The 25,879-nt window shown below is 64.9% G+C and carries 20 protein-coding genes; 15 read left to right on the plus strand and 5 right to left on the minus strand.

All coding sequences use genetic code 11. From position 1 onward, the window contains the following. Positions 1–151 precede the first annotated feature (151 nt). The gene (locus ACVI1L_RS28675) at positions 152–1,795 is read left to right on the plus strand and encodes a benzoate-CoA ligase family protein (RefSeq protein WP_253609433.1); all 1,644 of its coding nucleotides are present in this window, start codon (positions 152–154) and stop codon (positions 1,793–1,795) included. A gap of 45 nt (positions 1,796–1,840) precedes the next feature. On the opposite strand, the gene ACVI1L_RS28680 is transcribed toward ACVI1L_RS28675, so the two are convergent. After that, positions 1,841–3,454 (minus strand): DHA2 family efflux MFS transporter permease subunit, encoded by a 1,614-nt coding sequence (locus tag ACVI1L_RS28680; protein ID WP_082653692.1) that lies wholly within the window; start codon positions 3,452–3,454, stop codon positions 1,841–1,843. Positions 3,455–3,462: 8 nt separating this feature from the next. Continuing rightward, complete coding sequence (locus tag ACVI1L_RS28685) at positions 3,463–4,647, minus strand: HlyD family secretion protein (protein WP_168857120.1); 1,185 nt, start codon at positions 4,645–4,647, stop codon at positions 3,463–3,465. Between the two features lie 157 nt (positions 4,648–4,804). Between ACVI1L_RS28685 and ACVI1L_RS28690 the strand changes: the two genes are divergently transcribed. After that, entirely contained in the window at positions 4,805–5,509 is a 705-nt protein-coding gene (locus ACVI1L_RS28690; protein WP_456784417.1) for a TetR/AcrR family transcriptional regulator, read from the plus strand. Between the two features lie 13 nt (positions 5,510–5,522). Here the strand turns inward: ACVI1L_RS28690 and ACVI1L_RS28695 are convergent, their stop codons facing one another. Then, on the minus strand, positions 5,523–7,280 hold the full coding sequence (locus tag ACVI1L_RS28695; RefSeq protein ID WP_456785620.1) for an ATP-binding protein: 1,758 nt from the start codon (positions 7,278–7,280) through the stop codon (positions 5,523–5,525). A gap of 97 nt (positions 7,281–7,377) precedes the next feature. After that, positions 7,378–8,304, minus strand: a complete 927-nt coding sequence (locus ACVI1L_RS28700) for a LysR family transcriptional regulator (protein WP_456784418.1) — start codon at positions 8,302–8,304, stop codon at positions 7,378–7,380. Between the two features lie 155 nt (positions 8,305–8,459). On the opposite strand from ACVI1L_RS28700, the gene ACVI1L_RS28705 reads away from it, so the two are divergent. The 13 genes from ACVI1L_RS28705 to ACVI1L_RS28765 all read left to right on the plus strand — a co-directional run bounded on the left by ACVI1L_RS28705 (position 8,460) and on the right by ACVI1L_RS28765 (position 24,369). Then, a complete protein-coding gene (locus ACVI1L_RS28705; RefSeq protein ID WP_433994791.1) occupies positions 8,460–9,491 on the plus strand; it encodes a class 1 fructose-bisphosphatase in 1,032 nt (343 codons plus the stop codon). A 10-nt stretch (positions 9,492–9,501) separates the two neighbouring features. Continuing rightward, entirely contained in the window at positions 9,502–10,377 is an 876-nt protein-coding gene (locus ACVI1L_RS28710; protein WP_057015938.1) for a phosphoribulokinase, read from the plus strand. After that, positions 10,374–12,395, plus strand: coding sequence for a transketolase (gene tkt, locus ACVI1L_RS28715; protein ID WP_456784419.1), 2,022 nt, complete (start codon positions 10,374–10,376; stop codon positions 12,393–12,395). The genes ACVI1L_RS28710 and tkt overlap by 4 nt, the downstream gene beginning before the upstream one ends. Positions 12,396–12,410: 15 nt before the next feature. Further along, a complete protein-coding gene (fba, locus tag ACVI1L_RS28720; RefSeq protein WP_456784420.1) occupies positions 12,411–13,493 on the plus strand; it encodes a class II fructose-bisphosphate aldolase in 1,083 nt (360 codons plus the stop codon). Positions 13,494–13,523: 30 nt separating this feature from the next. Continuing rightward, positions 13,524–14,987 carry a form I ribulose bisphosphate carboxylase large subunit gene (locus tag ACVI1L_RS28725; RefSeq protein WP_057015873.1) on the plus strand — a complete coding sequence of 488 codons (1,464 nt, stop codon included), beginning with the start codon at positions 13,524–13,526 and terminating at the stop codon, positions 14,985–14,987. 12 nt (positions 14,988–14,999) lie between these two features. Continuing rightward, positions 15,000–15,425 carry a ribulose bisphosphate carboxylase small subunit gene (locus tag ACVI1L_RS28730; RefSeq protein ID WP_456784421.1) on the plus strand — a complete coding sequence of 142 codons (426 nt, stop codon included), beginning with the start codon at positions 15,000–15,002 and terminating at the stop codon, positions 15,423–15,425. A gap of 109 nt (positions 15,426–15,534) precedes the next feature. Next, positions 15,535–16,476, plus strand: coding sequence for a CbbX protein (gene cbbX, locus ACVI1L_RS28735; protein ID WP_057015875.1), 942 nt, complete (start codon positions 15,535–15,537; stop codon positions 16,474–16,476). After that, on the plus strand, positions 16,473–17,189 hold the full coding sequence (locus ACVI1L_RS28740; RefSeq protein WP_456784422.1) for an HAD family hydrolase: 717 nt from the start codon (positions 16,473–16,475) through the stop codon (positions 17,187–17,189). The genes cbbX and ACVI1L_RS28740 overlap by 4 nt, the downstream gene beginning before the upstream one ends. Before the next feature lie 615 nt (positions 17,190–17,804). Then, complete coding sequence (gene chvE, locus ACVI1L_RS28745; RefSeq protein ID WP_456784423.1) at positions 17,805–18,878, plus strand: multiple monosaccharide ABC transporter substrate-binding protein; 1,074 nt, start codon at positions 17,805–17,807, stop codon at positions 18,876–18,878. A gap of 168 nt (positions 18,879–19,046) precedes the next feature. Next, on the plus strand, positions 19,047–20,627 hold the full coding sequence (mmsA, locus tag ACVI1L_RS28750) for a multiple monosaccharide ABC transporter ATP-binding protein (protein WP_057015878.1): 1,581 nt from the start codon (positions 19,047–19,049) through the stop codon (positions 20,625–20,627). Further along, positions 20,624–21,814 carry a multiple monosaccharide ABC transporter permease gene (gene mmsB / locus ACVI1L_RS28755; protein WP_456784424.1) on the plus strand — a complete coding sequence of 397 codons (1,191 nt, stop codon included), beginning with the start codon at positions 20,624–20,626 and terminating at the stop codon, positions 21,812–21,814. Before mmsA ends, mmsB begins: the two co-directional genes overlap by 4 nt. Before the next feature lie 57 nt (positions 21,815–21,871). Beyond that, entirely contained in the window at positions 21,872–22,705 is an 834-nt protein-coding gene (locus ACVI1L_RS28760; protein WP_456784425.1) for an inositol monophosphatase family protein, read from the plus strand. A 419-nt stretch (positions 22,706–23,124) separates the two neighbouring features. Beyond that, the gene (locus ACVI1L_RS28765; protein ID WP_456785621.1) at positions 23,125–24,369 is read left to right on the plus strand and encodes an IS4 family transposase; all 1,245 of its coding nucleotides are present in this window, start codon (positions 23,125–23,127) and stop codon (positions 24,367–24,369) included. Between the two features lie 138 nt (positions 24,370–24,507). Here ACVI1L_RS28765 and ACVI1L_RS28770 read toward each other — a convergent pair whose 3' ends face one another. Next, positions 24,508–25,875, minus strand: a complete 1,368-nt coding sequence (locus tag ACVI1L_RS28770) for a glycosyltransferase family 87 protein (protein WP_456784426.1) — start codon at positions 25,873–25,875, stop codon at positions 24,508–24,510. Positions 25,876–25,879 lie beyond the last annotated feature (4 nt).

Genomic DNA, 25,879 nt, shown 5'->3' on the forward strand with positions numbered 1-25,879 from the left:
GAAGGATCGGCCGGCGATTGCCGCGCGATTTCCAGGCTTGCGCCGAATTATTTTAAGTATAAAATGATTGGCGATTGGAACGCTGCCGGGCGTCCTTGTTCTTCTCGACGTTGGTCTTGGCCTTTCTGGATGGAAAGCGAGGGGCAATCGAATGTCAGGTGAATTTCCCGGGCTCGGCCCATCCGGGCATGTCGACGATTTCGCGCGGCGCAACCTGCCGCCATCAGCGCAATGGCCGCAGCTGCTGCTCGACCGGCCGGAGTTTCAATATCCGGATTATCTCAACGCCGCGGTCGAGCTGACCGACCGCATCGTCGAGCAGGGGATGGGCGATCGCATCGCGTTGATCGGCAATGGCCGTCAGCGCACCTACAAGGAATTGACCGATTGGTCGAACCGCCTGGCGCACGCGCTGGTGGAGAATTACGGCGTCAAGCCCGGCAATCGCGTGCTGATCCGCTCGGGCAACAACCCGGCGCTGGTCGCGGCCTGGCTCGCTGCGACCAAGGCCGGTGCCGTCGTCGTCAACACCATGCCGATGCTGCGCGCCGGCGAACTGGCCAAGATCGTCGACAAGGCCGAGATTTCGCTGGCGCTAACCGACAGCCGCATCGCGGATGAACTGGTGGCCTGCGCCAAGACCAGCAAATTCCTCAAGCAGGTCGTCAATTTCGACGGCACGCAGAACCACGACGCCGAGCTCGACCGGATCGCGCTGAACAAGCCGGTCAAGTTCGATGCGGTGAAGACCGGCCGCGACGACGTCGCGCTGCTGGGCTTCACGTCGGGCACGACGGGCGAGCCCAAGGCGACCATGCACTTCCACCGCGATCTCCTGATCGTTGCCGACGGCTATGCGAAGGAAGTGCTCAAGGTCACACCCGACGACGTGTTCGTCGGCTCGCCGCCGCTTGCGTTCACATTCGGCCTCGGCGGTCTCGCGATCTTCCCGCTGCGCTTCGGCGCCACCGCGACGCTGCTGGAGAACGCGGCGCCGAGCGAGATGATCCGGATCATCGAAACCTACAAGGCGACGATCTGCTTCACCGCGCCGACCGCCTATCGCGCGATGATGGCCGCGATGGACAAGGGCGCCGATCTGTCGTCGCTGCGGCTCGCGGTCTCGGCCGGCGAGACGCTGCCGGCGCCGGTGTTCGAGAGCTGGACCAGGAAGACCGGCAAGCCGATCCTCGACGGCATCGGCAGCACTGAACTGCTGCACATCTTCATCACCAACCGCACCGGCAGCGCCGTCGGCGGCACCACGGGCACGCCTGTCACCGGCTACGAGGCGAAGATCGTCGACGAAGACATGAACGAGCTGCCGGCGGGCCAGGTCGGCAAGCTGGCGGTTCGCGGTCCGACCGGCTGCCGCTATCTCGCCGACTCCCGGCAGACCAAATATGTCCGCGACGGCTGGAACATCACCGGCGATGCCTTCGTCAGGGACGAGAACGGCCGGCTGTCCTTCGTGGCACGGGCCGACGACATGATCATCTCGGCGGGCTACAACATCGCCGGTCCCGAGGTGGAGGCCGCGCTGCTCGGCCATCCCGATGTCGCGGAGTGCGCCGTGATCGGCGCACCCGACGAGGAGCGGGGGCAGATCGTCTCGGCGTTCATCGTGCTGAAGCAGGGCGCGCGCTGCGACGAGGTCGAGGTCAAGCTGCTACAGGATCACGTCAAGGCGACGATCGCGCCGTACAAATATCCCCGCGCGATCGCCTTCGTCGAGGCGCTGCCGAAGACCCAGACCGGGAAGATCCAGCGCTTCAAGCTGCGCGAGGCAAGCTGACAAGTAAAAGGGGAGGGCGACGGCCCGCGGCCGCCGCCCGACAGATCAATGCGCCGCGCCGCCGCCGGCGGCGTTCTTCGGCTTGCCGGTCAAGAGGATCGCAATCGCGGCGAACACCAGCACGATGCCGATCACGGCAAAGGTGTCGCTGAAACCAAGCACCAGGGCCTGGCGCTTCACGATATTGCCGAGCGCCACGATCGCCTGATGATGCGCGGTCGCCGGATCGGAGATGCCGTGGCTGAGGAAGTAATTGGTCACCTCGGCGATCCGGGTGCGCACTTCCTCGCGGCCGAGGTCGACCGACTGGCCGATGATGTTGGAGTGGAACTGCTCGCGCTTGGTGACGATGGTGGCGAGCAGCGCCGTGCCGATCGCGCCGCCGAGATTGCGCATCATGTTGGAGATGCCGGAGGCCGCCGCGGCATCCTGCGGGGCGACGCTGCCGAGGCTGACCGCCGACAGCGGGGCCAGCATGATCGCCTGGCCGATTGCACGGACGATGTTCGGGACGAAGAACTGGTCACCGGAGTAATCGAGCGACATCGCGATGTTCATGAAGGAGGAGACCGCGAACAGGATCATGCCGGTGAAGGCGATGAAGCGCGGATCGAAACGTTGCATCAGCTTCGGCACCAGCGGGATCAGGATCAGCTGCGGCAGGCCGGTCCAGGCCAGCACCTGGCCGATCTGCTCGGCGTTGTAGCGCTGCACCTGGCCGAGATAGGCCGGCAGCAGGTAGACCGAGCCGAACAACGCGAAGCCGACGAACACCGCCGAGATGGTGCCGAAGCCGAAGCTGCGCTGGGTCAGGAGGCGCAGCCGGATCAGCGGCTTTTCGACGACGAGCTCGATCCAGACGAACAGAGTGAGGCTGACGGCGGCGATCACCGCGAGCTTGACGATGAAGGGCGAGCCGAACCAGTCGTTCTTGTTGCCTTCCTCGAGCACGGCCTGCAGCGACGACAGGCCGATCGCCATCGTGGCGATGCCGAGCCAGTCGCCCTCGCGCAGCAGATGCAGCTGCATCGGCTGGCGTTCCAGCGTGAAGCAGAGCGTGATGACCATCACCGCGGTCGGGATCACGTTGACGAAGAAGATGGTCTGCCAGCCGTAATTCTCGGTGAGGTAGCCGCCGATGGTCGGGCCGATCGCGGGGGCGAAGGTCACGGCGAGCGCGAACATGGCAAGGCCGACCGGCTGCTGGGCCTTCGGCAGCTTGGTGAAGACCAGCGTGAAGGCCATCGGGATCAGCACGCCGCCGAAGAAACCCTGCAAGCCGCGCATCGCGATCATCGAGGGCAGGTCGTGGGTGAAGGCACAGGCGACCGAGAAGATCGCAAACAGGGTGGCGAAGCCGATGATGATCTTGCGGAAGGAAAACACCCGGCTGAGATAGTCGGTCAGCGGGATCACCACGATCTCGCCGATCAGATAGGAGGTCGAGATCCAGGAGCCGTTGTCGACGCCGGTTCCGATGCCGCCCTCAATGTTGAGCAGCGAGGCGTTGGTGATTTGGATGTTGAGGATCGCCATGAACGCGCCGATCATGGCAGCGACGATGGAGATCCAGACGGCCATGCTGGCGCGGTTGGGATCGACCACTGCGGGTGCCGCGCGGGGCGCGGCAGCCGGGGAGGAGAGCGCGAGATCGGACATGACATCACCTATTTGAAGGAGGCGACAGCGAGCTTGGGAGAGGCGCCGGAGCGCGGCGCCTCGCCAGGTTGCGACAAGGTTGCGATGGTCGGGATGACCGACATGCCGGGCCGCAATTCGACCGCCGTCGCGTCGAGCGCGATCTTCACCGGGATGCGCTGCACCACCTTGGTGAAGTTGCCGGTCGCATTGTCGGGCGGCAGCAGTGCGAATTCCTGGCCGCTGGCGGGCGCGAGACTGTCGACATGGCCGCGCACCACCTGTCCGGGGAACATGTCGACGGCGATCTCGACCGGCTGACCCTTGCGGACATTGGTGAGCTGCGTCTCCTTGTAGTTCGCGATCACATAGGCGCCGGTGGCGGGCACCAGCGACATCAGCTGCGTGCCGGCCTGGACAAACTGGCCGGTGCGCAGGGTGCGGTTGCCGACCACGCCGTCGATCGGGGCTGATATGGTGGTGTAGCCGAGGTTCAACTCGGCCTGATGCTGGAGCGCGGTTGCGCGCGCCTGCGACGCGACCGCCTGTGCAATGTCGGCCTTGAGCAGCTCCACTTGGCGGAGCGCGGAGGCGAGGTTCGCGGTATCGCGGGCGACGGCGGCCTGTGCGCTGGCGTAGCGCGACTGCGCCTGCTGCGCGTTCTGCACGCTGCCGAAGCCGGTGCCGGCGAGGTCGGTGTAGCGCTTGTTCTCCTGCTCGGCGAAGGTCTGCGTCGCGGTGTCGACGGCGAGGGTCGCACGTGCCGCTTCGATCACCGACTGCTGCACATCGAGCTGCGCATGCTTGCTGGCGATCGCGGCTTCGGCGGCGGCAACATCGGCCTTGGCCTGATCCAGCGCGACCCTGAAATCGCGATCGTCGATCCGCGCCAGCATCTGGCCGGCGCGCACATGCTCATTGTCGCCCACCAGCACCGCGCTGAGATAGCCGGAGACTTTTGGCGCGATCGTCGTGTTGTCGGCCTTGACATAGGCGTCGTCGGTCGAGACCTGGAAGCGGCCGACCGTCCAGTAGTCCCAGCCGTACCAGGCGCCGCCCGAAAGGACGGCGAGCGCCGCGCCGGCCAGCAGGAGGCGGCGAAGCCTGCCCTTGGCGGCGGGCGGCCTGGCGGCCTCCGGATGTGCGATCAATTGCCTGGCGGTCTCGGCCGGAACTTGGCTCTCGGCCTTGAATGATGTCTCATGCTGGCTCATGGCAGTGCTCCCTGATCCGTTCTATCCTGCTGGAAAATCTTGCTAATTTCGGCCGATGCCGGCAGGGTTAATTAGGAAACTTGATGTTTTCCAAAATAGAGCCCATATTGGGAGTGTCAATAGAATGACAGGCATCATTTAAAAGCATGGCTCGCGGATGAACCGGAATGGCAAGGATCAGACTGAGCAAGGCGCGCCGGCGCGGCGCGGCCGGGGGCGGCCGCAGCTGCGTTCCGACGACGAGACGCGCGCGCTGGTCTATGACGCCGCGCGGCGCGAGTTCTCCGAGCGCGGCTTTGCTGCGGCCAACATCGCCGACGTGGCCTGCCGCGCCGGCGTCTCCACCAAGACCCTCTATCGGCTGATCCCGACCAAGCTGGCGCTGTTCGAGGGCACGGTGACGGACCGGATGGACCGATTCATATCGGCCGTAAATCTCGGCGCCTGCGACGGCCGCGATATCGCGGCGGCACTGGAGGCCGCACTCTCGACCTGTGGCGAGCTGATCCTCGATGCCGAGGTCATCGCGCTTCAGCGCATCATCCTGGCCGACAGCGACAAATTTCCCGACATCGCCGAGATGTTCTACGAGAAGGCGATGCAGCGGACGCTTGGCGCGCTCGCTGCGTGGCTCGGCGTGCAGCAGCGGAGGGGACGGATCGCCGTGGACGACGCGCAGGCCGCTGCGGGCATGCTGCTCGGCATGCTCGTGTTCCAGCCGCAACGCGACGTGATGTACGGCCACAGGCCGCCGCCGTCGCGGGCGCAGATCGAGGCCCGCGCCAAGGCCTGCGCGGCACTGTTCTTGTCCGGATGCGCCGTGCCGGCCGACCAGATCAAGAAGCAGAACGGAGAGGCGTGACGCCGGCCCTGCGTCACTTGCCCATTGCCGCCGCCGGCGGCTGGGCCAGCACCTGCCGGATCATCCGCGCGAGATCGGACTTGCGATAGGGCTTCGGCAGCAGCGTCACATCCGGGTCGAGACGGCCGTGGTGGATGATCGCGTCCTCGGTGTAGCCGGAGGTGAAGAGCACGCGCACCGAGGGCAGTTTGGCGATCACGGCGTCGGCGACCTGCCGGCCGTTCATGCCGCCGGACATGATGACGTCGGTGAACAGCACGTCGCAGACGAACCCGTTGTCGACCGCAGCCAGTGCTTCCGGGCCGTTGGCGGTGACCATGGTGTGATAGCCAAGCTGCTCGAGCTGGGCGCTGACGTAATTGCGCACCAGCGGATCGTCCTCGACGACCAGGATGGATTCATTGCCGCCGCGGGTGTCGACCGGAGGAGGCGGCTCGACGTCGATCATGTCGCCGCTGCTGCGCGGCAGATAGAGCTTGATCGAGGTGCCGTGGCCCTCTTCGGAATAGATCTTGAGGTGTCCGTTGGACTGCTTGATGAAGCCGTACACCATGCTGAGCCCGAGGCCGGTGCCCTTGCCGGTGTCCTTGGTGGTGAAGAACGGCTCGAACACCTTGTCGCGGATCCCCGCCGGGATGCCCCCGCCGGTGTCGCTGACCGCGACCATCACATATTCACCCGCCCGCACGTCGGGGTTGGCGACGGCATAAACCTCGTCGAGGATGACGTTGCTGGTCTCCAGCATCAGCTTGCCGCCATCGGGCATCGCATCGCGGGCATTGACCGCGAGATTGAGCAGCGCGGTCGCCATGTGGTTCGGATCGATGAAGGCCGACCAGGCATCGGGCTCGAGCGCGGTATCGATCTCGATCTGCTCGCCAAGCGAGGGGCGCAGCAGCCGCGCGGTGTCCTGCACCAGCGTGTTGAGATTCGCTTCACGCGGTTGCAGCGGCTGCAGCCGCGAGAAGGCCAGCAGGTGCTTGGTCACTTCTGCACCGCGAAACGCCGCATCGGTGATCATCTTGGCGACAGACGACAGCGCCGGATCATGTTCAACGGCTTCCGCGAGGATGTCGATCAGGCCGGTGATGACGGTCAGGATATTGTTGAAGTCGTGAGCGATGCCGCCGGAGAGGTGCCCGACGGCCTCCATTTTCTGCACCTGGCGGAGCTTTTGCTCGGCTTCGAGCTGTTCGCGGGCGGCCTCGACCTCGCGGGCGCGCATGAAGATTTCCGCTTCCATCTGCTCGGTGCGCTCGCGCAGCCGGTCGGTCAGCTGGTCCTGCTCGGCACCGCGCTGCTTCAGCTGGATGAAGCTGGTGACGTCTTCGACCCGATGGATGATGTAGGTGAACTGCCCGTTCGGCGCCAATACAGGCGAATTGCGCGGGCTCCAGTAGCGTTCCTCGAAGCCGCCGCCCTCCGACTCGGGCTTGCGGATATCGTATTTCTGCACCGTCATGGTGTCGGGGCGGCGGAACTGAACCACGCGCTCGAGCGAGGCGCGCAGGTTCCGCACGCCGTCGGCGGTCGGATCGTCCGGATTGTCGGGAAACACCTCAAACAGCCCGCGCCCGAGGATCGCGGCGCGCTCGGTCTTGGTGGCGCGCAGATAGGCGTCGCTCACTGCCACGATGCGGAAGTCGGGCTGCGTCAGCACCAGATAAAGGCCGGGCGCCGCCTCGAATAACGCCTTGAAGTCGGGCGTCGGCGGGGACTGGTTCTGCAGTTCAACCTCCCTCGCAGGGTGCGGTCCGCCGGGTGACCGCAGTCAAGATGTGACATGCGTTTCGCGGAACTTCAATGCCTAACATACGGCGCCACCTCGATTTTCTGGCTCGATCGGGCGTTGCGACGTCGCCCGGGCGCTAGTTTGAATTCGGCAGATAGCGCCAGCCCTCCTTGCCGAGGAAATCCAGCATGGCCTGCGCGGGCGGCAGCAGGATCTTGTCGGCGCGCCTGATCGCGTGCCACTGCCGGACGATCGGCAGGCCCTTCACCTTGAGCACCACCAGCCGGCCGTCCTCCAGCTCATGGAACACCGTGTGCTGGGAGATGAAGGCGATGCCGAGCCCGGCCATCACCGCCTGCTTGATGGTCTCGTTGCTGTCCATCGCCATGCCGAGTTTCGGCTCCAGCCCGCCCCGTTCGAAATACTGCTGCATCAACATCCGCGTGCCCGATCCTTGCTCGCGAGTGATGAAGGTTTCGTTGGCGAGCTCCGATGGGGCGACGTGCCGCCGCCGCGCCAGCCGATGATCGGGCGCGGCGACGATGAAGTGCGGATGCCGGCCGAGCGGCTTCATCTCGACCTCGACGTCGGCCGGCGGCCGGCCCATTACCGCGATGTCGAGATCATAGCCGCGCAGCGCGTCGCGAATCTCCTCGCGGTTGCCGATCCTGAGCGTGACCTCGATCTTGGGAAAGCGGCGCGAGAACGCCGCGATCGCGAACGGCACGAAGTATTTCGCGGTGGAGACCGCGCCCATCGCGACGCGGCCGCCGCTGCGGCCGGCGATCATGTCGAGCGACTGCTCGCAATCCTTCAGCGCCGCCTCGATCCGCTCGACCAGCGTCAGCACATGCGCGCCGGCATCCGTCAGCGCCATGCCGTCGCCGGTGCGCTGGATCAGCGGCAACCCTGCGAGCGCCTGCAGGTTGCGGAGCTGCAATGTCACCGCGGGCTGCGTCAGGTTCAACCGGTTGGCGGCGGACGTGATCGAGCCTGCCTCGTGCAGGGTCGACAGTGCGCGCAGCTGGCGGATGGTGAGATCCCGCGAGAAGTTGCCGGCCATGACAAGCTCCATAAGAAATACTTTGCTCGGACCAAAGATAATAAAATTTCCCTAATTGGGCAATTCGCGCGTTGATAGGGCGAAGGCGACTCCCCTGAGGTCGCCTCTCGAAGCCTCGGGACAGAGGGCGCGATCATAGGGAGAGGCCGGTGGAGATTCGTCCAGCATTGCATGCCCATCTGGAGTGGCCCGCGCAGCACAACCCGTTGCGCGCCGCGACCGTTGTGGTGATCGAAGCCCTTGCGCGTGCGGCGATCGAGCTCTCGCGCATCATTGCCGCCGGGCCGCTCGCCGGAGTCGGCGGCGAGAGCGGCGGCGTCAATCCCGACGGCGACCGCCAGAAGACCATCGACATCGTCGCCGACGATCTGATGCGGAACGCGCTGCGCACCGCGCCGGTCGCCGCAGTGCTGTCGGAGGAGGTCGAACTGCCTGAGACGCTCGATCCCGACGCGCCGCTCTGTGTCGCGATCGATCCGCTCGATGGATCCGCCAATCTCGAAAATAACATCTCGATCGGCACGATCTTCTCGATCCGGCCGAAAGGAAACGACGTCATCTCGACCTTCTTCGAGCCCGGCACGGCGCAATGTGCCGCCGGCTGTTTCATCTACGGTCCACAGACCGTGCTGGTGCTGGCGATCGACCAGTGCGTCGACTGCTTCACGCTGGACCCGCGAAGTGGCGAGTTCGTCCTGACCGCGCGCGATCTGCGCGTGCCGCAGGACGCGTCGGAATTCGCCATCAATGCCTCGAACCGGCGGCACTGGAGCGGCCCGGTGCGCAGCTACATCGACGATTGCCTCGCCGGAGTGAACGGCGAGCGCGGGCAGGACTTCAACATGCGCTGGATCGGCTCGCTGGTCGCTGAAGCCTACCGCATCCTGATGCGCGGCGGCGTGTTCCTGTATCCGGCGGATGCGCGCCAGGGCTACCGCGAAGGCCGGTTGCGTCTGCTGTACGAGGCGCATCCCATCGCACTGATCATGGAATGGGCGGGCGGCGCGGCGTCGAACGGCCGGTCGCGCATTCTCGAACTGTCGGCACGCACGCCGCATCAGCGCGTGCCGCTGATCATGGGATCGGCGCGTGCCGTGCGCGACGTCGATGCGATCCACCTGACCGTCGAGCCGTTGTTCGAAAGCAGCGATGCCCCGCTGTTCGCGCGGCGCGGCCTGTTCCGCTGAGGAGGACCGCATGTCACGTCGACATCCCATCATCTCGATCACCGGCTCCTCCGGGGCCGGCACCACCTCGGTGAAGAAGACGTTCGAGAACATCTTCCGCCGCGAGAACGTGGTCGCCGCCTATATCGAGGGCGACGCGTTCCACCGCTACGACCGCGCCGAGATGCGCAGCCTGATGGCGGAGAGGGCCGAGCACGGCAACAAGCACTTCAGCCATTTCAGCCCCGAGACCAATTTGTTCGAGGAGCTGGAGAAGCTGTTCAGCGACTATGCCGAGACCGGCACCGGAACCACGCGGCACTACGTGCACGACGAGGAGGAGGCGCGGCTCTACGGCGCCAAGCCCGGCACCTTCACCGCATGGGAGGCGCTGCCGGAGAATTCCGATCTCCTGTTCTACGAGGGCCTGCACGGCGCCGTGGTCACCGACAAGGTGAATGTCGCGCAGCATGCCGACCTCAAGATCGGCGTCGTGCCGGTCATCAACCTCGAATGGATTCAGAAGCTGCATCGCGACCGCAGCCATCGCGGCTACTCCACCGAGGCGGTGACCGACACCATCCTGCGCCGCATGCCGGACTACGTGAACTACATCTGTCCGCAATTCACCGAGACCGACATCAACTTCCAGCGCGTGCCGACCGTCGATACGTCGAACCCTTTCATCGCGCGCTGGATCCCGACGCCGGATGAATCGATGGTCGTGATCCGCTTGAAGAACCCGCGCGGCATCGACTTCCCCTATCTGCTCTCGATGATCCCGAACAGCTTCATGTCGCGCGCCAATTCGATCGTGGTGCACGGCGCCAAGCTCGACCTCGCGATGCAGCTCATCCTGACCCCGCTGATCCTGCAACTGATCGAACGAAAGAGGCGAACGATATGACCGCACTTGCGTCCGTTGCCAGCCGCCCCGAAATCAGCCACGACGAGATGGCGAACGCCATCCGCTTCCTCGCCGTTGACGCGGTCGAGCAGGCGAAATCCGGCCACCCCGGCATGCCGATGGGCATGGCCGATGTCGCGACCGTGCTGTTCACTGAGTTCCTGAAGTTCGACCCGGCCGATCCGGCTTGGCCCGACCGCGACCGCTTCGTGCTGTCGGCGGGGCACGGCTCGATGCTGCTCTACGCGCTGCTCTATCTGACGGGCTACGAGAGCATGACGCTCGATCAGCTCAAGGCATTCCGGCAGTGGGGATCGAAGACCCCGGGCCATCCCGAGTACGGCCACACCCCGGGTGTCGAGACCACGACCGGGCCGCTCGGGCAGGGGGTTGCGACCGCGGTCGGCATGGCGCTTGCCGAACGGCTGATGAACGCGCGCTTCGGCGACGACCTCGTCGACCACTACACCTATGTGATCGCCGGCGATGGCTGCCTGATGGAAGGCATCAGCCATGAGGCGATCTCGCTGGCCGGCCATTTGCGGCTGAACCGCTTGATCGTGCTGTTCGACGACAATCATATCTCGATCGACGGCGTCACGTCGCTGTCCTGTTCGGACGACCAGGCAGCGCGGTTCAAGGCCAGCGGCTGGAACGTCAACCGCATCGACGGCCACGATCCGCAGGCGATTACCGCGGCGATCAGGCAGGCGCGATCGAGCGATCGTCCGTCGTTGATCGCCTGCCGGACGGTGATCGGGTTCGGTGCGCCGAACCGGCAGGGTAGCGAAAAGGTGCATGGCGCGCCGCTCGGTGCCGATGAGGTGGCGAAGACCCGTGCCGCGCTGCGCTGGCCGTATCCGGCATTCGAAATCCCCGATGCGGTGCAGGCGGAGTGGCGCGAGCTCGGCGGCCGGGGCCGCGACGCGCGGCGGGCCTGGATCGAGCGTTCGCGCAGCGCCTGCAAAGGCGACAGGGCCGAGCGGTCTCCGTTCCATGACGCGCTGAACCGGAAATTGCCCTGCGCCTATGCCGAGGCGATGGCAAAGCTGCTGGAGCGGTTCGCGACCGAGCGGCCGAAGCTCGCCACGCGACAGGCTTCGCAGCAGGTCATCGACGTGATCGCGGATGCGTTGCCCAATTTGCTGGGCGGCTCGGCCGACCTCACGCACTCCAATCTGACGCTGGCGAAGTCGCAGGTTTCGGTGCGGCCGGAAACGCTCGACGGCAGCTACATCCACTACGGCATTCGCGAACACGGCATGGCCGCGGCGATGAACGGCATCGCCCTGCACGGCGGGTTCATTCCCTATGGCGGCACCTTCCTCAGCTTTGCCGATTACAGCCGGCCGGCGATCCGCCTTGCTGCGCTGATGGGGATCCGCGTCGTCCATGTGATGACCCATGACTCGATCGGGCTCGGCGAGGACGGGCCGACCCATCAGCCGGTCGAGCATCTGGCGGCGCTGCGCGCGATCCCAAACGTCCTGGTGTTCCGTCCGGCCGATGCGGTCGAGACCGCGGAAGCGTGGGACTGCGCGCTGAAGGCAGAGACCTCGCCGTCGATCCTCTGCCTGTCGCGGCAGGCGCTGCCGACGGTTCGCGACGGCAGCAAGGACAACCAGGTCGCGCTCGGCGCCTACGTTCTGGTCGAGCCGGCCTTCGCGCGTGACGTCACCCTGATTGCAACGGGTTCGGAGGTGGCGATCGCGCTCGAAGCCGCAAAGCTGCTGGCGGAAGACGGGGTACAGGCCGCGGTCGTCTCGGCCCCGTGCTTCGACCTGTTCCGCCAGCAGCCGAGCGACTATCGCGCCCAGGTGCTGGGCAGCGCCCCGCGCGTCGGCGTGGAGGCTGCGGTCGAGGGCGACTGGACGCGTTGGCTCGGAGACGACGGTGCATTCGTCGGCATGGCCGGCTTCGGCGCTTCCGCGCCGGCCGACGTGCTCTACCGCGAATTCGGCATCACGCCCGCGGCAATCGCTGCTGCAGCAAAACAGCTCATTCAACGAGCGAATTGAAAGGAGGACGCCACCATGGCGCGGATAACCCTGAGGCAGTTGCTGGACCACGCCGCCGAACGCGGCTATGGCGTTCCGGCCTTCAACATCAACAATATGGAGCAGGGACTCGCCATCATGGAGGCGGCGGCTTCCTGCGATGCACCTGTCATCATCCAGGCCTCGCGCGGCGCGCGCTCCTATGCCAACGACATCATGCTGGCGAAGATGATCGACGCGCTCGAGGAGATGCATCCGCAGATTCCGCTCTGCCTGCATCTCGATCACGGCAATGAAGAGGCGACCTGCGCCACCGCGATCCGCTACGGCTTCACCTCCGTCATGATGGACGGCTCGCTCAAGGCCGACGCCAAGACCGCAGCCGACTACGACTACAATGTCGATATCACCCGCAGGGTCGTCGAGATGGCGCACTGGGTCGGCGCGTCGGTCGAAGGCGAGCTCGGCGTGCTCGGCTCGCTCGAGCATGGCGGCGGCGAGCAGGAGGACGGCCATGGCGTCGAGGGCAAGCTGAGTCATGATCAGCTGCTCACCGATCCGGACCAGGCGGTCGATTTCGTCCGCGCCACCAAGGTCGATGCGCTCGCGATCGCGATGGGCACCTCGCACGGCGCCTACAAGTTCACGCGGCGGCCCGACGGCGAGATCCTGGCGATGCGCGTGGTCGAGGAGATCCACAGCCGCCTGCCGAACACGCATCTGGTGATGCACGGCTCGTCCTCGGTGCCGCAGCCGCTGCAGGACATGTTCAACCAGTTCGGCGGCGAGATGCCGCAGACCTGGGGCGTCCCGGTCGAGGAGATCGTCCGCGGCATCAAGCACGGGGTACGCAAGGTCAATATCGACACCGATTGCCGCCTGGCGATGGCGGCGGCCTTCCGCAAGGTCGCCGTCCAATCGAAGAGCGAGTTCGATCCGCGCAAATTCCTGAAGCCCGCGATGGATTCGCTTCGCGAACTCTGCCGTGACCGCTTCGAGCAATTCGGCACGGCCGGCAATGCCGCCCGGATCAAGGTGGTTGCACTGCCGGAGATGGCCCGCCGCTATCGCGCCGGCGCGCTCGATCCGCAAATTGGAAAGATGACCCAGGCCGCCTGAGCAAATGGCGACGAACCACAGGAGATTTCGATGAATATACAGCAGTCGATCACGGTGCGCGGCAAGGATCGCTACAAGTCCGGCGTGATGGAATACAAGCGGATGGGCTATTGGGAGCCGAACTACGAGCCCAAGGACACCGACGTCATCGCCTTGTTCCGCGTCACGCCGCAGGATGGCGTCGATCCGACCGAAGCCTGCGCGGCGGTGGCGGGCGAATCCTCGACCGCGACCTGGACCGTGGTGTGGACCGACCGGCTGACGGCCGCGGAGAAATACCGGGCGAAGTGCTACCGCGTCGATCCGGTGCCGAATTCGCCGGGCAGCTACTTCGCCTACATCGCCTATGACCTCGACCTGTTCGAGCCGGGCTCGATCTCGAACCTGACCGCCTCGATCATCGGCAATGTGTTCGGCTTCAAGCCGCTGAAGGCGCTGCGGCTCGAGGACATGCGGCTGCCGACCGCCTATGTGAAGACATTCCAGGGCCCCGCGACCGGCATCGTGGTGGAGCGCGAGCGGCTCGACAAGTTCGGCCGTCCGTTGCTCGGCGCCACCGTGAAGCCGAAGCTCGGCCTGTCCGGCCGCAACTATGGCCGCGTTGTTTATGAAGCCTTGAAAGGCGGGCTCGATTTCACCAAGGACGACGAGAACATCAACTCGCAGCCCTTCATGCACTGGCGCGAGCGCTTCCTTTACTGCATGGAGGCGGTCAACCGCGCGCAGGCCGCGACCGGCGAGATCAAGGGGACCTATCTCAACGTCACCGCGGCGACCATGGAGGACATGTACGAGCGCGCGGAGTTTGCCCACGAGCTCGGCTCCAACATCGTCATGATCGACCTTGTGATCGGCTACACCGCGATCCAGTCGATGGCGAAGTGGGCGCGTCGGAACAACATGATCCTGCATCTGCATCGCGCCGGCCACTCGACCTACACGCGGCAGCGCAGCCACGGCGTCTCGTTCCGCGTGATCGCGAAATGGATGCGGCTCGCCGGCGTCGATCACATCCATGCCGGCACGGTGGTCGGCAAGCTCGAGGGCGATCCGAACACCACCCGCGGCTATTACGACATCTGCCGCGAGGACTTCAATCCGTTGCACCTGGAGCACGGCGTGTTCTTCGACCAGAACTGGGCGAGCCTCAACAAACTCATGCCGGTGGCCTCCGGCGGCATTCATGCCGGCCAGATGCACCAGCTGCTCGATCTGCTCGGCGAGGACGTCGTGCTGCAGTTCGGCGGCGGCACCATCGGCCATCCCCGCGGCATCCAGGCCGGCGCCACCGCCAACCGCGTCGCGCTGGAAGCCATGATCCTCGCCCGCAACGAGGGGCGCGACTACGTCCATGAGGGGCCGGAGATCCTGGCCAAGGCGGCGCAGACCTGCACGCCGCTGCGCGAGGCGCTCGACGTCTGGAAGGACGTCACCTTCAACTACGAGTCGACCGACGCCCCCGATTTCGTTCCCACGCCGAGCATGGCGGTCTGAGAGGAGATACTCATGCGCGTTACCCAAGGCTGCTTCTCGTTCCTGCCCGATCTCACCGACGAGCAGATCGCCGCGCAGGTGCAATACTGCCTCGACAAGGGTTGGGCGGTGAACATCGAGTTCACCGACGATCCGCATCCCCGGAACACCTATTGGGACATGTGGGGCCTGCCGATGTTCGACCTGCGCGACGCGGCGGGCATCATGAAGGAGCTCGCCGACTGCCGGCGGGTCTATGGCGACCGCTATATCCGGATCTCCGGCTTTGATTCCAGCCCGGGCTGGGAGTCGGTTCGCATCTCCTTCATCGTCAGCCGGCCGCAGGCGGAGCCAGGCTTCCGGCTAGACCGCCAGGAGGCGGCCGGACGCAATCTGCGGTACGCGACCCATTCCTATGCAGCGGGCCGCCCCGAAGGCGAACGCTACACCGATCATTGACCGCGTCCGGCTTGCAAACCAGGCGGGTTGCTCCCTCGACCGTCCTGGTCCGGATGCACTTCTCCGTCGTCGCCGCCGCGGCGACGGAGCTTTTCCAGGCGAGAGGACAATGACGCAAGCGCAAGAACAGATCAGCGAACAAATCCGCGAGACCCCGCTCGAGACCATCGACCTTCGCCATGAATTCGCCGACCTCGGCATCGGCGACGTGCTCGACCAGCTCGATTCCGAATTGATCGGCCTGAAGCCGGTGAAGACCCGCATCCGCGAGATCGCCTCGCTGCTGCTGGTCGAACGCATCAGGCAGAAGATGGCGCTGGCGACGACGTTTCCGACCCTGCACATGTCGTTCACCGGCAACCCCGGCACCGGCAAGACCACGGTCGCGCTGCGGATGGCCGGCATCCTGCACAAGCTCGGCTTCGTGCGCCGCGGCCACGTCATCAGCGTCACGCGCGACGACCTCGTCGGCCAATATATCGGCCACACCGCGCCGAAGACGAAAGAGATATTGAAGAAGGCGATGGGCGGCGTGCTGTTCATCGACGAGGCCTACTACCTCTATCGCCCCGAAAACGAGCGCGACTACGGGCAGGAGGCGATCGAGATCCTGCTCCAGGTGATGGAGCAGCAGCGCGAGGATCTGGTGGTGATCCTGGCCGGCTATGGCGACCGCATGGAGAAATTTTTCCAGAGCAATCCAGGCTTCCGCTCCCGCATCGCGCATCACATCGATTTCCCGGACTATTCGGACGGCGAGTTGCTCTGGATCGCCGAGCTGATGTTGCAGCAACAGAATTATCGGTTCTCTCCGGAAGCCCGCGAGGCCTTCATCCGTTACATCGCCGTGCGCAAAGAACAGCCGCTGTTCTCCAATGCACGCTCGATCCGCAATGCGCTCGATCGCATCCGGCTGCGCCAGGCCAACCGGATCGTGGCGAAGCTCGACCGCACGCTCACCGCCGACGACGTGATGTCGATCGAGGCCGGCGACGTGCTCGCTAGCCGGGTGTTCGTCAAAGGCGCCGGTGCGCCGGGCGAGGGACGATGAACGAGGCGCTCGCCGTGATCCGGTCCGCCGGGATGCGCGACATCATCGCGAGCGCCCGCGCCCTGATCTTCGATGTCGACGGTACGCTTGCCGAAACCGAGGAGGTGCACCGCCGCGCCTTCAATGAAGCCTTTGCCGAAGCCGGCCTCGATTGGTTCTGGGACCAGGTCACTTATGCGCGGCTGCTTCGGGTGGCCGGAGGCAAGGAGCGCATCCGCGCCTTCGACCAGCGCAACGCGGTCCCAATGCTTACATTCGCCGAGATCGCCGACCTGCACAGGATCAAGACCGCGCGCTACGCCGCGCTGATTGCCTCGGGCGGCTGCCCATTGCGGCCGGGTGTCAGGGCCTGGCTCGCCGGCGCGCGCAGCCGCGGCCAGCGCCTGGCGATCGCAACGACCACCTCGCACGGCAATATCGATGCGCTGCTTTCGATTTCGCTGGGGCTGGACTGGGCCGATCAGTTCGAGGCGATCGTTGCCGGCGACGACGTGCCGCGGAAGAAGCCGGCGCCTGACGTCTACACCGAGGTCCTGACCCGGCTCGGGCTCGGGCCGGGAGATTGCGTCGCAATCGAGGATTCCGGCAACGGCCTCGCCGCCGCGGCGCGCGCCGGCATCCCCGTGGTCATCACCCGCAGCACCTATTTCAGCGACGACGATTTCACCGAGGCATTGCTGGTTGTTGACGATCTCTCTGACATCGACGCCTGAAGATCGCTGCCGCCGGCCGGCAGCTCAGGCCAATTTATTCAGATGATGAAATAAATGGCGCTTGCATCCATAGCAGGGTGAAGGCACAATCCGGCCAAAGGTTACCAGAAGCGGTGCTGCACCACCTGGGAGGCGATGGGACTTGCCAGCGATTCCGGACAGTACCCCTGCGACCCTCCGCGTCTCCGATCAATTTATTCGGATAATTAAATAAATGGCCAGTCGGCGCTTGCGTCCACATTGCAGCGGCAACATCAACCAAAGGGTGCAGAAAACGGCAGCGCACCGCCAGACGTCCTGTCGGACGCTGGCGCTCGCCAACGATTCCGGGAGACCGGCGCCTCATGATCCTCCACGTCATTCCTGCGCCTCGTTCGTCCAACGACATGGCTCGCGGCTGAACCCGGCATTGCGGGATCGACATGACCGACCATGCGTAGCGAGCATTGGCGCTGTTGACGGGTACGATCGACATTCCGCAATTTCGGTTCGTGACGGTCCCGGCGCCGATCCGACATCGCCGTAGAATCTGAGGCCGGCCCACGAGCGATCGCCGTCGATTGATGCTGTCCACGGCAACTGGAATCCCAACTCAAAAAAGCAAGGGAGTGAAGCATGTTCAAATTGAAGACCACCTTGTTCGCGCTTGCGCTGGCCGGCCTTGCCGCGACGGTGTCGGATCGCGACGCGCTCGCCCAAAGCAAGCCGACCATCGGCATCGCGATGCCGACCAAGTCCTCGGCACGCTGGATCGACGACGGCAACAACATGGTCAAGGTGCTGAAGGAGCGCGGCTACGGCACCGATCTGCAATATGCCGAAGACGACATTCCGAACCAGCTCTCCCAGGTCGAGAACATGGTGACCAAGGGCGCCAAGGTGCTGGTCATCGCGGCCATCGACGGCACCACCTTGTCCGATGTCCTGAAGCAGGCCAAGGCACAGGGCATCACGGTGATCGCCTATGACCGCCTGATCCGCGACACCCCCAGCGTCGACTATTACGCGACCTTCGACAATTTCCAGGTCGGTGTGCTGCAAGCCCAGTCGATCGAGAACGCGCTCGGGCTCAAGGAGGGCAAGGGGCCCTTCAACATCGAGCTGTTCGGCGGCTCGCCCGACGACAACAACGCGTACTTCTTCTACGACGGCGCGATGTCGGTGTTGAAGCCCTATATCGACAGCGGCAAGCTCGTGGTCGGCAGCGGCCAGACGGGCATGAACAAGGTTGCGACGCTGCGCTGGGACGGTGCGACCGCGCAGGCCCGGATGGACAACCTGCTCAGTGCGTTCTACGGCAAGAAGCGCGTCGACGCGGTGCTGTCGCCCTATGACGGCCTGTCGATCGGCATCATCTCCTCGCTGAAGAGCGTCGGCTACGGCAGCAAGGACCAGCCGATGCCGTACATCAGCGGGCAGGATGCCGAAGTCCCCTCGATCAAGGCGATGCTGCGCGGCGAGCAATATTCGACCATCTTCAAGGACACCCGCGACCTCGCCAAGGTCACCGCCGACATGGTCGACGCTGTGCTGAGCAAGAAGGAGGTCAGCATCAACGACACCAAGACCTACAACAACGGGGTCAAGGTGGTTCCGTCCTATCTCCTCAAGCCGGTCGTGGTGGATAAGACCAATTGGGAGAAAGTCCTGATTGACAGCGGCTATTACAAGCGCTCGCAATTCGACTAGAGCGTTTTCGAGCGAAGCGGGTACCGGTTCGCGTGAGGAAAACGCGTCAAAACTAGAATCTGGAGCCCCGTTCCGATTTAATCGGAACTGAATAGGCTTCAGGGCGGATCGCCGGGCAAGCGGCGGCGAGCCGGGCCGGGGGCGATTGACGCTGCAGGACATGATCCGATGACGGCAATGCTTGAGATGCGCGGCGTCAGCAAGAGCTTTGCCGGCGTGCAGGCGTTGCGCGACGTCAGCTTCACCGTCGAGGCTGGGCAGATCCATGCGCTGGTCGGCGAAAACGGCGCCGGCAAGTCGACCTTGATGAAGGTCTTGAGCGGAGTCTATCCGGCCGGCAGCTACGATGGATCGATCGTGTTCGACGGCGAGGAGCGGCGCTTCCGCGACATCAACGACAGCGAGGCGCTCGGGATCATCATCATCCATCAGGAGCTGGCGCTGATCCCGCTGATGTCGATTGCCGAGAACATCTTTCTGTCGCATCCGCCGTCGCGGTTCGGCGTCATCGACCGCAACGCGGTGCATCGGCGGACCGCCGAACTGTTGGCGCAGGTCGGCTTGCGGGAGCCGCCGGACACGCTGATCACCGACCTCGGCGTCGGCAAGCAGCAGCTCGTGGAGATCGCCAAGGCCCTGTCCAAGCGGGTGCGCCTCCTGATCCTCGACGAGCCGACCGCCAGTCTCAACGAGGCCGACAGCGCCGCCTTGCTCGAGCGTCTCCTGGCCTTCCGCGAGCAGGGCATCGCCTCGATCCTGATCTCGCACAAGCTGAACGAGGTTGCGCGGGTCGCCGACCGCATCACGGTGCTGCGCGACGGCCGCACCGTCGACAGCATCGACTGCCGCACCGAGCGCATCGAGGAGGACCGCATCATCCGCAGCATGGTCGACCGCGATCTGGCGCATCGTTTTCCCGAGCGGAAGGCGGAGATCGGCGAACCCGTGATGACGGTGGAGAACTGGTCAGTGTATCACCCGCTGCATACCGAGCGGCAGGTGATCAAGAACGTCGACTTCACGCTGCGGCGCGGCGAGGTGGTCGGCATCGCCGGCCTGATGGGCGCCGGCCGCACCGAGTTCGCCATGAGCCTGTTCGGCCGCGCCTGGGGCACCAACGTCTCCGGCAAGGTCCGCCTCGATGGACGCGAGGCCGATCTGTCCAGCGTGCCGGCCGCGATCGATGCCGGCATCGCCTATGTCACCGAAGACCGCAAGCAGCTCGGGCTGATCCTTGCCGCCGACGTCCGCAAGAACGTGACGGTGGCGAGCCTGCGCCAGGTGTCGGATCGCGGCGTGATCGACGATGTCGCCGAGCTGAAGGCCGCGAGCGACTACCGCACCCGGATGCGGATCCGCTGCTCCGACGTCTACCAGGCGACCGGCGACCTCTCGGGCGGCAACCAGCAGAAGGTCGTGCTGTCGAAATGGCTGATGACCGATCCGAGGGTGCTGCTGCTGGACGAACCGACGCGCGGGATCGACGTCGGGGCGAAATACGAGATCTACTCCATTATCAACGAGCTGGCGGAGGCCGGCAGGGGCGTCGTGGTGATCTCCTCGGAGATGCCCGAGCTGCTCGGCATCTGCGACCGGATCTGCGTGATGAATGACGGCGCCTTCGTCGGCGAGTTCGCAGGCCACGATGCGACGCAGGAGAAGATCATGCGCGCCATCATGCGCAATGACAGAATGTCCGGACGCGGCGCCGACGAAAGGGCGGCACGCGCCGGAGGAGGGGCACCATGACCGACAAGACGGTATCACTTCCCGAGGCCCCCAGGCATTCCGGCTTCATCAAGAACAATCTGCGCAACTACGGCATGCTGCTGTCGCTGCTCGCGATCATGCTGTTCTTCGAGATCGTGACCGACGGCACGCTGTTGCAGCCGCTCAACCTCACCAATCTCGTGCTGCAGAACAGCTACATCGTCATCATGGCGCTCGGCATGCTGCTGGTGATCGTCACCGGGCATATCGATCTTTCGGTCGGCTCGGTCGCGGGCTTCGTCGGTGCCGTCGCGGCGGTGCTGATGGTGCGCTACCATGTCAGCTACCCGATCGCCTTCGTCGCCTGCCTCTTGGTCGGCGCCGCGATCGGCGCGGCCCAGGGCTACTGGGTGGCCTATTTCGGCATTCCGTCCTTCATCGTGACGCTGGCGGGCATGCTGGTGTTCAAGGGCCTCGCGCTTGCGGTCCTGCAGGGCCAGTCGGTCGGGCCGTTCCCGCCGACCTTCCAGAAGCTGTCGTCGGGCTTCATCCCCGAGCTGTTCCCGAGCGCCGGCACGCTCTATCCGACGTCGCTCGCGATCGGCATCGTCCTGGCGTTTGTCCTGGTGCTGGCGACCGCCAGGAGCCGGGCGCGCGAGCAGGCGCACGGCATCGCCGTCGAGCCCTATGCGTTCTTTATCGTCAAGAGCATCGCGCTGGCGGGCGCGGTGCTCTACTTCACCTATCTGATCGCCTCGCATCGCGGCCTGCCCAACGTGCTCGTCATCATGACCGTCCTGATCGCGCTCTATGGCTTCGTCACGCGGCGGACGGTGATCGGGCGGCAGATCTACGCGGTGGGCGGCAACGCCAAGGCGGCGAAACTGTCGGGCGTCAAGACCGAACGGCTCACCTTCTTCACCTTCGTCAACATGGGCGTGCTGGCCGCGCTCGCCGGGCTGGTGTTCGCAGCCCGGCTCAACATCGCGACGCCGAAGGCCGGCCTCGGCTTCGAGCTCGATGTGATCGCCGCCTGCTTCATCGGCGGTGCGTCGGCCTATGGCGGCGTCGGCCGGGTCGGTGGCGCGGTGGTCGGTGCCATGATCATGGGCGTGATGAACAACGGCATGTCGATCCTCGGTATCGGCATCGATTATCAGCAAGTGATCAAGGGCCTCGTCCTGCTGGGCGCCGTCTGCATCGATGTCTACAACCAGCGCCGCTGACCGCCACGCAGTCGCAATTCCACGATAGGATGCCGGCGCAACGCAGGAGAATGCCGCGTGAAACTGTCCCATGCCGACGCGCTTGATATCGGAGCCATCCTTGCCGAAGTCGGCCGCAGCGAGATCATGCCGCGGTTCCGCCGCGTGCGGGAGATCGAGGTCCGCACCAAGACATCGGCATTCGACGTCGTCACCGAAGCCGATGAGCTTGCCGAGCAGGCGATATCGGCGGCGCTGCTGCGGGCGTTTCCGAATGCGGTTGTGATCGGCGAGGAGGGCACCGCGCGTGATCCGGCCGCGCTCGATCAGGTCGGAACCGCGGAGCTTGCCTTCATCATCGATCCGATCGACGGCACGCGGAACTTCACCTCGAGCTTGCCGCTGTTCGGCACCATGGTGGCGGCCACCATGCGCGGCGAGATCGTGCTCGGCGCGATCCATGATCCGGTCAGCAACGACACCGCATTCGCGCTGCGCGGCGAGGGCGCCTGGCTCGCGATGCCGGACGGCCGGCGGCATGACCTGAAAGTGGCTCCCGCCGTGCCGGTCAAGCAGATGGATGCGATCGTCGGCGTCAATTTCCTGCCCGAGCCGCTGCGCACGATTGTCGCCGGCAATCTTTCCAGGCTCGGCGGCAGCGCCTGGCTCAGATGCGCCGCGCATGAATATCGCATGGCAGCGTCCGGACATTGCCACCTGCTGTTCTACAACAAGCTGATGCCGTGGGATCATGCCGCGGGCTGGCTGTTGCATCGCGAGGCCGGCGGCTACAGCGCGCATTTCGACGGATCACCCTACCGGCCGGTCAATCTGACCGGCGGCTTGCTGTGCGCACCCGATGAGGCGAGCTGGCACGCGGCGCGAGAGGCGATCCTGATGCCGGCTAGATAGAAGCAGAAGGTGCGGTTCGTCACGTTGCTGGCGGTTATGGGCCACATTGGTTTTCGGATTCAACTGCCAAACAGCTTGTGTCGTCCCTGCGAAAGCAGGGACCCATACCCCGCGGCGGGTGTTGGGAACGGGACTCGTCGTCCCAGCATCGTTCAACAATCAGCATTTGTGGTTATGGGTCCCTGCTTTCGCACTAGCGTGTCTACACGGTTTTGGGGCGCGACAGATTGACTCGGTGCAGCAAGAAGTGGCGTCTCTGCAGCATGTTGTATGATTCTCTCACTGGCGCTTTGATTCGAAGGAGCGCCAGCGATGCAGCCGGATTTGTCTTTGGGTGAGTTCGGGGACGTTCGTCTCGACAAAAGGGGGCGACGCTTCTCCGGGCTATGCTTTGCACGCGCAGCGTCTGCTTGCGCCAGATGGCCCGGGGCGATTGGGCTGCCAATATGGCGTTCTGGCGGTTTGTGAACAACCCCCAAGTCACGATCGATAAATTGATTGAGGGCTGGAGCACGCAGACGCGGACTGCGGTCAGCGGGCGTCATGTGCTGGCGATCCAGGATACGAGCGAGGTCAAGTTCCAGACCCAGGCGGGACGGCGGCGCGGGCTGGGCAAAGTCGGCAAGGGCAATGCTCGCGGCGTGCTGTTGCATGCGATGATGGCGGTGGATGCCGACAGCGGGGTCTGTCTTGGCCTTACTGGCGGCAACGTTTGGACGCGCAAAGGCAAGGTAAAAATCCCGCATGAGCGGCGCGCCTTGGCCGACAAGGAGTCGGCGCGCTGGGTGACGGCCGCCGAGCAAGGCCGCGACGTCCTGGCAGATGCCCGCATGATCACCGTCGTCAACGACCGCGAGGGGGATTTCTTTGCTCACTGGGCGCTGACGCCAGCTGAGAATGTCCATCTTCTGTCGCGTGCCATGCACGACCATGCGCTGGTCGATGGCGACACACTTTATCAGGCGGTCGAGCGGAGCCGCTTCTGCGACAACGCGGTGATCGATCTGCCGCAGCGAATGGATCGGCGCGGCCGGCAGGCCCATCTCTCGATGCGCTTCGGAACCGTCGTGCTCAAGCGGCCGCAGAGGCCCGGCGTCACCGACTTGGCGGAGGGCATCAAACTCAGCTTCGTAGAAGTGGTCGAGTTGCATCCGCCGAGAGGTGCGGAGCCCATTCGCTGGCTGCTCCTGACCACTCATCCGGTCGCCACCGCTAAAGACGCCTGGCAGATCGTCTCCTGGTACCGCCAGCGCTGGATCATTGAGCAACTCTTTCGCTCGCTGAAGAGCCAGGGTTTGCGCATCGAGGATAGTCAGATCGAGAGCGCCGAAGGCCTGATCAAGCTCGTGGCGGTCGCCACCAGAGCGGCATGTATCGTCATTCAACTCGTTCAGGCCCGCAACAGTAGCGAAGAATTGCCGGCTGAATTTGTCTTCACCGCAGAAGAGATCGAGACGCTCAGGGCCATCAACAAAACCATGAAAGGTCGCACCGAGCTTCAGAAAAACCACCATCGCCCCAACACTCTTGCTTGGGCGGCATGGATCATCGCAAAACTCGGCGGATGGACCGGCTACGCCTCCCACCGTCCACCTGGACCAATCACCTTCCACACCGGAATGGCCCGCTTCCAAATCCTCGCAAATGGCCCGACAAACGTGTAGATGCACTAGTGCTTTCGCAGGGACGACACCCAATATGGGTCGTCGTTTGTGGGTCATACCTTCGCTTAGGGCGTCAGGCCTGCACGATTTCGCCGTCCGCCTCGAGTCTTCGCAAAGGGACTTGCCACGTCGGGCAAATCAGTGATTGGCGATTTCGGCCGGAGCATCCGGGAGTGGCAGATGCCTGATGCGGCGCACGACAAGGATGGCAACTGCCGCAGCGGCGATCGGTGCCAGTTGCAGGCCGTTGGCGCCCGCAGGCACCATGGCGAATGGCGTCAAATAAAGCGCCGCGACGGCGATGCGTTCATAGGGCAGCCAACCCTGCGCAAGCGCCTGCGCGATCAGCCACGCGCCCGGGATCGCCAGGATCACGACCTCATAGTTGCCGAGCGATGGTACGCACAGGCCGGTCATCGCCACCATCAGCGCGATCTCGGCGGCGCCGCCGGGACGTTTTCGCAGCACCAGGATCAGGACGGCGATCGCGATCGCGGCCGCGGTCACCTGGACGAGCCAGGCCGTGCTGCTGGATCCGCCGGCCAGCCTGACCGCGGCATAGGGGCTGGCGAACTTCTCGAAACCGGGTCCGCCGCCGAGGCTCCAGGCGCTTGCCTCCGGCAGAACGGCAACAAACTTGATCCACGGGTCGATCCCGAAGAAGGCGGTGGCCGCCAGCACAAGCACGAGCGTCGTTGCGGCCGCAGCAGCCAGCGCGCGCCAGCGCCGCGTCAGGATCAGCACCAGCGGCGCAAGCAGGGCGATCTGCGGCTTGTAGCTGAAGCACCCGAGCAGCGCGCCGGCGATCACCGGGTAGCGGTCCAGCGTGGCGGCCGATCCGCCGAGCAGAGCCGCCGAGAACAGCGAATTCTGTCCGAATAGCGCGCACACCCACACGGCGGGAAAGGCGAGCGCTGGAACGACGGAGCCGCGCTCGAGCATGGCTCTCACCGCGACTGCATAGGCGGCGCCGGTCGCGAAGATCCAGACGACGGCCGCCGTTGCAAAGGAAACCAGTGCGAAGGGCATCCAGAACAGCAGCGACGTCGGCGGATAGAAGAACGGTGCGTAGGTGTTCTGACCGAGCACGGCGGCTACAGCGGCGCGGCCTGCGTCGCCATAGGCGTCGCCGGCGCGGCCTTCGAGCGCGAGCTTTGCCGCGGTCCAGAACGCCGCGAAATCATGGCCGACTTCCATTGTCGGCGTGGCCCATGGGATGATCGCGATGCAGGCGATGAACAGGACGAGAAATACGCGGGTGAAGGCGGTGACACGGTCAGCCGTGAGCCAGTCGGCCTCACGCAGCGCGGAGACCAGCACGCCCGCGCCGGACTGCCGTGAATGCGCGATTGCCACCGGCGGCTGACCTGTGGACGTATTCGAGGTTGGGCTGATGGTCGCGCGCGGCATCACAGCGCCACGACCTGCGTCATCCGCTGCGAGGTGACGCGCGGCGTCATCAGCGAAGGCCAGCCTGTGTCCCTCGAGGTCCGACTTCTGCGACATCGGC

The organism is Bradyrhizobium sp. USDA 4516, assembly GCF_054055915.1.